We start from the raw sequence: 11,270 nt of genomic DNA on the forward strand, positions 1-11,270 counted from the left end.
TCCGACTCTATCAGATCTTTCCGATCCGATTTCCTCGGTGCTTTCCAGGTTCCCGCTTTCGCGTTTCCCTTTCCGGCGGTTCCGACTTTATCAGAGGTTCTGAGTCGGTTTTCCCACCCGGTCCAGGACACCAGTGTCCAGCGCGTGAAGTGCTGGGGTTCCCGGTCGGGCAGAGCCGTAAACGTACTGGAGCGGGGCGCCCCGATGCAAATCGGGGCGCCCCGCTCCGGCCGGGCACCGACGAGGCGTCAGACCTCCACGACCACCGGCAGGATCATCGGCCTGCGACGATACGTGTCCGAGACCCACTTGCCGAGCGTGCGGCGGATGAGCTGCTGGAGCTGGTGGGGCTCCACGACACCGTCCTGAGCGGACCGCTCCAGGACCTCCGTGACCTTCGGCAGGACGGCGGCGAAGGCCGAGTCCTCGATGCCGGAGCCGCGGGCCTGGACGTGCGGACCAGCGGTGATCTTGCCGGTGGAGGCGTCCACGACCACGAAGACCGAGATGATGCCCTCGTCGCCGAGGATCTTGCGGTCCTTCAGCGCCGGCTCGCCCACGTCGCCGACCGAGAGCCCGTCGACGTAGACGTAACCCGCCTGGACCTTGCCGGAGATCTTGGCCTTGCCCTCGATCAGGTCCACCACCACGCCGTCCTCGGCGATGACGATCCGGTCGTGCGGGACACCCGTCAGGGCACCCAGCTCGGCGTTGGCACGCAGGTGGCGCCACTCGCCGTGGACCGGCATCAGGTTCTTCGGGCGGCAGATGTTGTAGAAGTACAGCAGCTCGCCCGCGGACGCGTGCCCGGAGACGTGCACCTTGGCGTTGCCCTTGTGGACGACGTGGGCGCCCCAGCGGGTGAGGCCGTTGATCACGCGGTAGACCGCGTTCTCGTTCCCGGGGATCAGCGAGGAGGCCAGGATGACCGTGTCGCCGTCGACGATGCGGATCTGGTGGTCACGGTTGGCCATGCGGGACAGGGCCGCCATCGGCTCGCCCTGGGAGCCCGTGCAGACCAGGACCACCTGGTGGTCGGGCAGGTCGTCCAGCGCCTTGACGTCGACCACCAGGCCCGGCGGGACCCTCAGGTATCCGAGGTCGCGGGCGATGCCCATGTTGCGGACCATGGAGCGGCCGACGAAGGCGACCCGGCGGCCGTACTCGTGTGCCGCGTCCAGGATCTGCTGGATGCGGTGGACGTGGCTGGCGAAGCTGGCCACGATGATCCGCTTGCCGGCGTTGGCGAAGACCGTGCGCAGGACGTTGGAGATGTCCCGCTCGGGTGGGACGAAGCCGGGGACCTCGGCGTTCGTGGAGTCGGCGAGGAGCAGGTCGATGCCCTCCTCGCTCAGCCGCGCGAAGGCGTGCAGGTCGGTGAGGCGGTTGTCCAGCGGCAGCTGGTCCATCTTGAAGTCGCCGGTGTGGACGACCATGCCCGCCGGGGTGCGGATCGCGACCGCGAGGGCGTCCGGGATGGAGTGGTTGACCGCGACGAACTCGCAGTCGAAGGGGCCGACGCGCTCGCGCTGCCCCTCCGCCACCTCCAGGGTGTACGGGCGGATGCGGTGCTCCTGGAGCTTGGCCTCGATCAGGGCGAGGGTCAGCTTGGAGCCGATCAGCGGGATGTCCGGCTTCTCGCGGAGCAGGAAGGGGACGCCGCCGATGTGGTCCTCGTGGCCGTGCGTGAGGACGATGCCCTCGATGTCGTCGAGGCGGTCCCGGATGGACGAGAAGTCCGGCAGGATCAGGTCGATTCCGGGCTGCTCCTCCTCCGGGAAGAGCACTCCGCAGTCGACGATCAGCAGGCGGCCGCCGTATTCGAAGACCGTCATGTTCCGGCCGATCTCGCCGAGACCGCCGAGCGGGGTGACGCGCAGGCCGCCCTCGGGGAGCGGCGGGGGCGATCCGAGTTCAGGATGCGGATGACTCAAAAGACTCTCCTCACCACGCACGCCACGTACCGGTCGGGCACGTGGCGCGCATGACGTTCGTGCAGAAGCAGTTGTCGTTGTGGAGTGCGGACACCGGTGGCCCGCGTATGCGGTTGTCTGTTCAGTTGTGAAGCTCGGGTGGTGCCAAGTCTGTTGTCAGAGCTGTACCCCGCCGGCGGCAAGATCGATCTTGAGCTGGGCGATCTCCTCGGTCGAGCATTCGACCATGGGGGCCCTCAGGGGTCCTGCGGGCAGGCCCTGCAGGGCGAGCGCCGCCTTCGTCGTCATGACGCCCTGGGTGCGGAACATGCCGGTGTAGACCGGGAGCAGCTTCTGGTGGATCTCGGTGGCCTTGACGACGTCACCCGAGGTGTACGCGTCGACCAGGGCGCGCAGATCGGGGGTCACCAGGTGGCCGACGACCGAGACGAAGCCGACCGCGCCCACGGAGAGCAGCGGCAGGTTCAGCATGTCGTCGCCGGAGTACCAGGCGAGGCCGGACTGGGCGATGGCCCAGCCGGCGCGGCCGAGGTCGCCCTTGGCGTCCTTGTTGGCCACGATGCGGGGGTGCTCGGCGAGCCGGACGAGGGTCTCCGTGTTGATCGGGACGCCGCTGCGGCCGGGGATGTCGTAGAGCATGACCGGCAGGCCGGTCGAGTCGGCCACCGTGGTGAAGTGGCGGTACAGGCCCTCCTGCGGGGGCTTGTTGTAGTACGGCGTGACGACCAGCAGGCCGTGGGCGCCGACGCGCTCGGCCTCCCGGGCCAGCTCGATGCTGTGGCGGGTGTCGTTGGTGCCGACTCCGGCCACGACGTGGGCGCGGTCGCCGACCGCCTCCACCACGGCTCGTACGAGATCCGATTTCTCCGCGTCACTGGTGGTGGGGGACTCGCCGGTGGTGCCGTTGATGATCAGGCCGTCGTTGCCTGCGTCCACCAGGTGGGCGGCGAGCCGCTGGGCGCCGTCGAGGTCGAGTGCGCCGTCCGCCGCGAAGGGCGTGACCATGGCGGTGAGGACCCGCCCGAAGGGGGTCTGCGGAGTGGAGGTCGGAGCCATGGGTAACACGCTACTCGGTGCTCAATGCGGGGTCTGCCCTTGGGGTACCGGGAAAGTCAGGACAAATAAGGAGCCCGGCACTGCCTGCTCGGGGGTTCAAGCAGTGCCGGGTCCGTTTGATCAGGCTAGATGAACTTCTCTAAATGCCGCAATACGGACACTTCGCCTGGCTGATCCGTACATCCGTTCCGCGCGGGGGAACAAGGCTTCGTTACGGGGCCACGCGTCCGTTGGCATTGAAGGCGGCGTACGTCAGCGGCATGAGCTTCGCCCACTCCGCTTCCATCTTCTCGCCCACCATCTCGATCTCCCGCTGCGGGAAGGACGGCACCTTGGCCAGCTCGTGCTGGGTGCGCAGGCCGAGGAAGTGCATCAGGGAGCGGGCGTTGCAGGTGGCGTACATCGAGGAGTACAGGCCGACGGGCAGGACCGAACGGGCGACCTCGCGGGCGATGCCCTGGGCGAGCAGCTCCTGGTACGTCCGGTAGGCCTGGCGATAGGAGTCCTCCATGGCGCCGCCGAGCAGCTCGTGCTGCTCCTCGGTGCCCTCGACGAAGACGTACTTGCCCGGACGGCCCTGCTGGACCAGCTTGCGGGAGGCGTCCGGGACGTAGAAGACCGGCTGCAGCTCCCGGTAGCGGCCGGACTCCTCGTTGTACGACCAGCCGACCCGGTGCCGCATGAACTCGCGGAAGACGAAGATCGGGGCGCTGACGAAGAAGGTCATCGAGTTGTGCTCGAAGGGACTGCCGTGCCGGTCGCGCATCAGGTAGTTGATCAGGCCCTTGGAGCGCTCCGGGTCCTTGTCCAGCTCCTCCAGGGACTGCTCCCCGAGGGTCGAGACACGGGCCGCGAAGAGCACGTCGGAGTCGGCCGCGCTGTGCTTGACCAGTTCGACGGTGACATCACCGCGCAGATCGATCTTGAACTCGTCGTCCGGGGTGCGGGTCACAAGGGTCCTTCCATCACTTCCTGGGTTCGCGCCCACTGTATCGGGGCACCCGCCGCCGGTCCGACCCGTGACCTCGCCGCATGAGTTTTTCCAAGATGGGCACCTTTTGTGCCGGCAGAGCGTCTGTATCGGTGAGGACCACACATTCGATCCCGAGAGGAGAGGTGCTCTCCCCATGTTCCGTCGGCGCGAGCCCGTGCCCTTCGCCTTCCTGGCCGAGGCAGACCGGTTCCGCAGCAATGTCACTCCCCCGCCCCGTCGGCGGGCCTCGTTCGGTGAGCAGGCCGGGCGCTGGCTGCTGGGTCTCACCATCGTCGCCGGGCTGGCCGGCGCGCTGATCCTCGGCACACCGGCGCTGTCCACTCCGTCGGGTTCGCCGGTGCAGCAGTCCCAGGCGTCCCAGGGGCACTGACCCACCCTTCCGGACGCCCACGGGTGGTGGGCGTCAACGGGGCCGGATAGCCTCACCGGGCACAGCCCACGCGAGGAGCGAGTGAGGACCAGCCGTGCCCCTGCCCTTTCTGACGGCCGACCGCACCTTCGAAGCGGCATCCGAGAGCGCGCTGCCCCATGACGACCGGGAGCTCTGGCGGCGCCCCTACCGTCCCGGGCCGTGGCGTGTGGCCGTGGCGGCGCTGGGGCTGCTGTTCGCCTCGTTCATGCTGTTCGCCGCGGTCCTCATCGCCCTGACCGGCCCGGTGTTCTCCGCCAGCTCCTCCCCGACCTGGGCGGTCGCCCTCGTCCTGGGCCTGGCCTTCATCGCCGGCGCGCTGCGGCTGCTGCGCATGGGGGTGTGGGTGAGCGATCACGGGCTGCGCCAGGCCGGACTCCTGGCGACGCGGACGGTGCCGTGGGCGCGGGTCGTCTCGGTGCGGACGGTGCAGCAGCCGGTGCGCTGGCTGGGGCTGCCGCGGACGGTGCAGGGGCAGGCGCTGGTGTTCGTGCGCGAGGACCGGCGGCCCGAGGACACGGCTCCGCTGCTGACCACGCACGGCCTGGACTTCGTGGGCCGTCCGACGGCCTTCGACCGTGCCGCGGACACGGTGGAGGCCTGGGCCGCGGAGTACCGGCGCGGCTGATCCGGCGCGCGCCCCCGCCCGGGGCGGGGGCCAGGTCCTGTCTGACGATTCGCGGCCGCCCTTCGGGCGACGACGCGAATCGTCAGACAGGACCTCTAGGCCTCGATCGTCCTGCCGTCGTGCAGGGCGATGGCGCGCTGCATGGCCTTGCGGGCGCGCGGGGTGTCGCGGGCGTCGTGGTAGGCGACGGCCAGCCGGAACCAGCAGCGCCAGTCGTCGGGGCGGTCCTCGGTCTCGGCCTTGCGCAGGGCGAAGATCTCGTCCGCCGAGTCACGGTCGATACGGCCGCTCGCGGTGCGCTTCAGCTCGTCGACGGGCAGGCCCCCCTCCGCGTCGAGTTCGGCGGCGAGCCGGTTGGCCCGGTGGACGAACTGGGTGTTCTTCCACAGGAACCACAGGCCGATGACCGGCAGGATCAGCACCGCGACACCGAAGGTGACGGTGAGGAGCGTGCCGGACTGGATGAGCATGACGCCGCGGCTGCCGACCAGGACGAAGTAGAAGACCAGGACGGCGGCCGTGACGAGGTAGGTGATCTTCGCGCGCATGACGTGTGTGGGCTCAGCTCAGGTCGAGGAAGTGCTCCAGCCCGAAGGTCAGGCCGGGAGTGGTCACCACGCGGCGGACGCCGAGCAGGATGCCCGGCATGAAGCTGCTGTGGTGCAGGGAGTCGTGCCGGACGGTGAGGGTCTCGCCCTCGCCGCCGAGCAGCACCTCCTGGTGGGCCAGGAGGCCGCGCAGCCGTACGGCGTGCACCGGGACGCCGTCGACGTCCGCGCCCCTGGCCCCGTCCAGGGCGGTGACCGTGGCGTCGGGCGCCGGAGGGCTGCCGGCCGCCCGGCGGGCCTCGGCGACGAGCTGGGCCGTGCGGGTGGCCGTGCCGCTCGGGGCGTCCACCTTGTTCGGGTGGTGCAGCTCGATGACCTCCACCGACTCGAAGTAGGGCGCCGCGATCTGGGCGAACTTCATCGTCAGGACGGCGCCGATGGAGAAGTTGGGCGCGATGAGCACGCCGGTCTCCGGGGACTGGTCGAGCCAGCCCCGCAGCTGGGCGAGGCGCTCCTCGGTCCAGCCCGTCGTACCGACGACCGCGTGGATGCCGTGGCGCACGCAGAAGTCGAGGTTGCCCATGACGGAGGCGGGGGTGGTCAGTTCGACGGCGACCTGGGCGCCGGTCTCCGCCAGCGTCTCCAGTCGGTCGCCCCGGCCGAGGGCGGCGACCAGCTCCAGGTCCTCGGCGGCCTCGACCGCCTTGACCGCCTCGGAGCCGATCCGGCCCCCGGCACCGAGGACCGCCACGCGCAGCTTGCTCATCTTCGCTTCCTTACGACTTACCGAGTCCGACGACGGAGGGGTTCAGGCGACGGCGTCGTGCAACCGCGCGGCGTGCTTGTCCTTCAGCGGGCCGATGACCGAGAGCGACGGGCGCTGTCCCAGCACCTCGCGGGCGACCGAGCGGACCTCGTCCGGGGTGACCGCCGCGATACGGGCCAGCATGTCGTCCACGGACATCTGCTCGCCCCAGCACAGTTCGCTCTTGCCGATACGGTTCATCAGCGCGCCGGTGTCCTCGAGGCCGAGGACGGTGGAGCCCTGGAGCTGGCCGATGGCGCGGCCTATCTCGTCGTCGGTGAGGCCGTTGGCCGCGACGCCGTCGAGTTCGTCCCGGCAGATCCTCAGCACGTCGTGCACCTGGCTCGGCCGGCAGCCGGCGTACACGCCGAACAGGCCGCAGTCCGCGAAGCCGGAGGTGTACGAGTAGACGCTGTAGGCGAGGCCGCGCTTCTCCCGGACCTCCTGGAAGAGCCGGGAGGACATGCCGCCGCCGAGGGCGGTGTTGAGCACGCCCATGGCCCAGCGCCGGTCGTCGGTGCGGGCGAGGCCCGGCATGCCGAGGACGACGTGCGCCTGCTCGGTCTTGCGGGCGAGCAGGTCGACCTGGCCGGCCGTGCGGATCGTACGGCGGCCGTCGCGCGGGGCGACGGGCTGCGCGTCCGCGTTCTTCAGGGCGCCCGCCTTCTCGAAGGCGGCGCGCACCTGTCGTACGACCTTGTTGTGGTCGATGTTGCCGGCGCAGGCGACCACGAGGTGGGTGGGGTCGTAGTGCTTCTTGTAGAAGCGGCGGATGCGGTCGGCGGTGAGGGCGTTGACCGTGTCCACGGTGCCGAGGACCGGGCGGCCGAGGGCGTTGTTCTTGAACATGGTGTGCGCGAACAGGTCGTGCACGCAGTCGCCGGGGTCGTCCTCGGTCATGGCGATCTCTTCGAGGATGGCGCCGCGCTCGACGTCGACGTCGTTCTCGAGGATGAGCGAGCCGGTCAGCATGTCGCAGACGACGTCGATGGCGAGCGGCAGGTCGGTGTCGAGCACGCGTGCGTAGTAGCACGTGTACTCCTTCGCCGTGAACGCGTTCATCTCGCCGCCGACGGCGTCGATGGCGGCGGAGATGTCCAGCGCGCTGCGCTTGGAGGTGCCCTTGAAGAGCAGGTGCTCCAGGTAGTGCGTGGCGCCGTTCAGCGCGGGGGTCTCGTCGCGGGAACCGACGTGCGCCCAGATGCCGAAGGTCGCGGAGCGCACCGAGGGCAGGGTCTCGGTGACGATGCGCAGGCCGCCCGGGAGGGTGGTCTTGCGGACCGTGCCGATGCCGGCTGTGCCCTTGATGAGGGTTTGGGTACGGGCGACGGCCCGCGCCTCCGAAGAGGTGCGGGCCGTCGCCTTGGAGCTACGGGACGTCACTGGTCGGCGTCGTCCTTCTGGGTCTCGTCGCCTTCCTCGCCCTCGATCACGGGGATCAGGGAGAGCTTGCCGCGGGAGTCGATCTCGGCGATCTCGACCTGGACCTTCTGGCCCACACCGAGGACGTCCTCGACGTTCTCCACGCGCTTGCCGCCGGCGAGCTTGCGGATCTGCGAGATGTGCAGCAGACCGTCCTTGCCGGGCAGCAGGGAGACGAACGCACCGAAGGTGGTCGTCTTGACGACCGTGCCCAGGTAGCGCTCGCCGACCTCGGGCATCGTCGGGTTGGCGATGCCGTTGATCGTGGCACGGGCGGCCTCGGCGGCCGGGCCGTCGGAGGCACCGATGTAGATCGTGCCGTCGTCCTCGATCGTGATCTCGGCGCCCGTGTCCTCCTGGATCTGGTTGATCATCTTGCCCTTGGGGCCGATGACCTCACCGATCTTGTCGACCGGGATCTTCACCGTGATGATCCGCGGAGCGTTCGGGGACATCTCGTCCGGACGGTCGATGGCCTCCATCATCACGTCGAGGATGTGCAGGCGGGCGTCGCGGGCCTGCTTGAGGGCCGCGGCCAGGACGGAGGCCGGGATGCCGTCCAGCTTGGTGTCGAGCTGGAGGGCGGTCACGAAGTCCTTCGTGCCGGCGACCTTGAAGTCCATGTCGCCGAAGGCGTCCTCCGCACCGAGGATGTCGGTGAGGGTGACGTAGTGCGTCTCGCCCTCGACCTCCTGGGAGATCAGGCCCATGGCGATACCGGCGACCGGGGCCTTCAGGGGCACACCGGCGTTCAGCAGCGACATGGTGGAGGCGCAGACCGAGCCCATGGACGTCGAGCCGTTGGAGCTCAGCGCCTCGGAGACCTGGCGGATCGCGTAGGGGAACTCCTCGCGCGTCGGCAGCACCGGCACCAGGGCGCGCTCGGCGAGGGCGCCGTGGCCGATCTCGCGGCGCTTGGGGGAGCCGACGCGGCCGGTCTCACCGGTGGAGTACGGCGGGAAGTTGTAGTTGTGCATGTAGCGCTTGCGGGTCACCGGGGAGAGGGTGTCCAGCTGCTGCTCCATGCGGAGCATGTTGAGGGTGGTGACGCCCAGGATCTGGGTCTCGCCACGCTCGAACACCGCGGAGCCGTGCACGCGCGGGATGGCCTCGACCTCGGCGGCCAGGGTGCGGATGTCGGTGACACCGCGGCCGTCGATGCGCTTCTTCTCCTTGATCACGCGCTCGCGGACCAGCTGCTTGGTGAGCGCGCGGTACGCGGCGGAGATCTCCTTCTCGCGGCCCTCGAACTCCGGCAGGAGCTTCTCGGCGGCGAGCGCCTTGACGCGGTCCAGCTCGGCCTCGCGCTCCTGCTTGCCGGGGATGGTGAGCGCCTGGGCCAGCTCGGGGCGGACGGCGGCCGACAGGGCCTCCAGGACGTCTTCCTGGTAGTCCAGGAAGATCGGGAACTCGCCGGTCGGCTTGGCGGCCTTGGCGGCGAGGTCGGCCTGGGCGCGGCAGAGCACCTTGATGAAGGGCTTCGCGGCCTCCAGACCGGCGGCGACGACCTCCTCGGTCGGCGCCTCGGAACCACCCTCGACCAGCTTGATGGTCTTCTCGGTGGCCTCGGCCTCGACCATCATGATCGCGACGTCGCCGTCCTCCAGGACGCGGCCCGCGACCACCATGTCGAAGACGGCGTCCTCGAGCTCGGTGTGCGTCGGGAAGGCGACCCACTGGCCGCGGATCAGCGCGACGCGGACGCCGCCGATCGGGCCGGAGAAGGGCAGGCCGGCCAGCTGCGTGGACGCGGACGCGGCGTTGATCGCGACGACGTCGTACAGGTGGTCGGGGTTGAGCGCCATGATCGTGGCGACGACCTGGATCTCGTTGCGCAGGCCCTTCTTGAAGGACGGGCGCAGCGGGCGGTCGATCAGACGGCAGGTGAGGATCGCGTCCTCGGAGGGGCGGCCCTCACGGCGGAAGAAGCTGCCGGGGATCTTGCCGGCGGCGTACATCCGCTCCTCGACGTCCACCGTGAGGGGGAAGAAGTCGAGCTGGTCCTTGGGGTTCTTGGAGGCGGTGGTGGCCGACAGCACCATGGTGTCGTCGTCCAGGTACGCCACGGCGGAGCCGGCGGCCTGCTTGGCCAGGCGACCCGTCTCGAAGCGGATGGTACGGGTGCCGAAGGCGCCGTTGTCGATGACGGCCTCGGCGTAGTGGGTCTCGTTCTCCACTAGCGTTTTCTCCTCGTCTTCGTCCCTCGGCTGCCCGTGTGGCAGGGGGACGGTTGCGGAGAAGCGCGCCGGGCTGTGCGGGCCGGTCTTCGATCGAAGCACCCGGGCTCGCTTTCCCCCGGGGGCCACTACCGAGGACCGGCGGCGGCGAGGTGCACTTCTCCTCGTTCTGTGTCGTGCGTCTTGCGTTGTGCGTTGTGCTACCACACTACAAAGCGTGTGTGACACTCCGCACGTTCCCGCACATACGGCAAAGGGAGCGGCTCCCGATCGGCTCGGGAACCGCTCCCTTCACGGCGTCTTACTTGGCGCCCGCAGCACCGCGGCGGATGCCGAGGCGGTCCACCAGCGCACGGAAGCGCTGGATGTCCTTCTTCGCCAGGTACTGCAGCAGGCGACGGCGCTGACCGACCAGGATCAGCAGGCCACGGCGGGAGTGGTGGTCGTGCTTGTGGGTCTTGAGGTGCTCCGTCAGGTCGGAGATCCGACGGGAGAGCAGAGCGACCTGGACCTCGGGGGAGCCGGTGTCACCCTCCTTGGTACCGAACTCGCCGATGATCTGCTTCTTCGTAACGGCGTCGAGCGACACGCGTACTCCTCATGGTCTGTGAATGCCTCCGAGCGCCCCCGGTCTTCATCTCGGGGAAGCTTCCGTTACTCGGGAGGCGGGGATCCGCTGGGCGCTGCCTCCAGAACCTGCGGTTCCAGAGGTGCGTACACGAACGGCCGTCACTCAGGGTACCAGGTGGTCGCGGGCCTCTTCGCCCCGCTCGGCGAACCTCCCGGAGGGGGCGCGGGCGGCCACTAGGGTGAGCGCCGGGACCGTACGTTACGTCCGGAAGGGGTCGCTGCGCGATGGCGGAAACGGAAGCGGAGATCAAGGCTCGCAAGGAACGGGAGCGGGACGAGCTGTACGCGCTCGACATCTCGGGCGTGCGGTGGCAGTGCGCGCCGGGCACGGAGGAGCACGAGGAACGCGTCGAGATCGCGAACCTGCCCGGCGGGGCGGTCGCCATGCGCTCCTCGCTGGACCCGGACACCGTGCTGCGCTACACCGAGGCGGAGTGGCGGGCGTTCGTGCTGGGTGCGCGGGACGGCGAGTTCGATCTGCGGCCGACGGCGCACAACGGGGGGCTCGAGGCGGAGTGAGCGGGGGGCTCTGCGCGGAGTGAACGGTACGTGAGAGGGGGGCGGCACGCGTGCGTGCCGCCCCCCTCTTCGCTTTGTCCGGCACAAGCCGGTCGTGTGTGTTAAGCATTGTGCGGCCCAAGCCGGTGGTGTTGCGTAAGCGTTGTGC

11 protein-coding genes are annotated in these 11,270 nt (G+C 69.4%); 3 read left to right on the top strand and 8 right to left on the bottom strand.

Going from position 1 to position 11,270, the window contains the following annotated elements:
• Positions 1 to 248: 248 nt before the first annotated feature.
• The 3 genes from ABVB68_RS36305 to thyX all read right to left on the bottom strand — a co-directional run bounded on the left by ABVB68_RS36305 (position 249) and on the right by thyX (position 3,942).
• Positions 249 to 1,934, bottom strand: coding sequence for a ribonuclease J (locus tag ABVB68_RS36305; protein WP_353605490.1), 1,686 nt, complete (start codon positions 1,932 to 1,934; stop codon positions 249 to 251).
• Positions 1,935 to 2,090: 156 nt separating this feature from the next.
• Positions 2,091 to 2,990, bottom strand: coding sequence for a 4-hydroxy-tetrahydrodipicolinate synthase (gene dapA / locus ABVB68_RS36310; protein WP_353605491.1), 900 nt, complete (start codon positions 2,988 to 2,990; stop codon positions 2,091 to 2,093).
• Between the two features lie 211 nt (positions 2,991 to 3,201).
• Positions 3,202 to 3,942, bottom strand: a complete 741-nt coding sequence (gene thyX, locus ABVB68_RS36315; protein WP_353605492.1) for an FAD-dependent thymidylate synthase — start codon at positions 3,940 to 3,942, stop codon at positions 3,202 to 3,204.
• Positions 3,943 to 4,117: 175 nt separating this feature from the next.
• On the opposite strand from thyX, the gene ABVB68_RS36320 reads away from it, so the two are divergent.
• Together ABVB68_RS36320 and ABVB68_RS36325 are read left to right on the top strand one after the other, a co-directional pair.
• Entirely contained in the window at positions 4,118 to 4,354 is a 237-nt protein-coding gene (locus ABVB68_RS36320; protein ID WP_353605493.1) for a hypothetical protein, read from the top strand.
• Positions 4,355 to 4,448: 94 nt separating this feature from the next.
• A complete protein-coding gene (locus tag ABVB68_RS36325; protein WP_353605494.1) occupies positions 4,449 to 5,021 on the top strand; it encodes an SCO5741 family PH domain-containing membrane protein in 573 nt (190 codons plus the stop codon).
• Between the two features lie 95 nt (positions 5,022 to 5,116).
• Here ABVB68_RS36325 and ABVB68_RS36330 read toward each other — a convergent pair whose 3' ends face one another.
• From ABVB68_RS36330 to rpsO, 5 genes are all read right to left on the bottom strand, one after another.
• Positions 5,117 to 5,569, bottom strand: a complete 453-nt coding sequence (locus tag ABVB68_RS36330; protein ID WP_353605495.1) for a tetratricopeptide repeat protein — start codon at positions 5,567 to 5,569, stop codon at positions 5,117 to 5,119.
• A gap of 13 nt (positions 5,570 to 5,582) precedes the next feature.
• Complete coding sequence (gene dapB, locus ABVB68_RS36335; protein WP_353605496.1) at positions 5,583 to 6,335, bottom strand: 4-hydroxy-tetrahydrodipicolinate reductase; 753 nt, start codon at positions 6,333 to 6,335, stop codon at positions 5,583 to 5,585.
• A 42-nt stretch (positions 6,336 to 6,377) separates the two neighbouring features.
• Positions 6,378 to 7,757, bottom strand: coding sequence for a M16 family metallopeptidase (locus ABVB68_RS36340; protein WP_353605497.1), 1,380 nt, complete (start codon positions 7,755 to 7,757; stop codon positions 6,378 to 6,380).
• Complete coding sequence (locus tag ABVB68_RS36345; protein WP_353605498.1) at positions 7,754 to 9,973, bottom strand: polyribonucleotide nucleotidyltransferase; 2,220 nt, start codon at positions 9,971 to 9,973, stop codon at positions 7,754 to 7,756. The genes ABVB68_RS36340 and ABVB68_RS36345 overlap by 4 nt, the downstream gene beginning before the upstream one ends.
• A gap of 301 nt (positions 9,974 to 10,274) precedes the next feature.
• Positions 10,275 to 10,562, bottom strand: a complete 288-nt coding sequence (gene rpsO, locus ABVB68_RS36350) for a 30S ribosomal protein S15 (protein ID WP_301488730.1) — start codon at positions 10,560 to 10,562, stop codon at positions 10,275 to 10,277.
• A 266-nt stretch (positions 10,563 to 10,828) separates the two neighbouring features.
• On the opposite strand from rpsO, the gene ABVB68_RS36355 reads away from it, so the two are divergent.
• The gene (locus tag ABVB68_RS36355; protein ID WP_353605499.1) at positions 10,829 to 11,122 is read left to right on the top strand and encodes a DUF397 domain-containing protein; all 294 of its coding nucleotides are present in this window, start codon (positions 10,829 to 10,831) and stop codon (positions 11,120 to 11,122) included.
• Positions 11,123 to 11,270 lie beyond the last annotated feature (148 nt).

Origin of the sequence: Streptomyces sp. NPDC096012, assembly GCF_040426375.1 — a bacterium.
GTDB lineage: Bacteria > Actinomycetota > Actinomycetes > Streptomycetales > Streptomycetaceae > Streptomyces.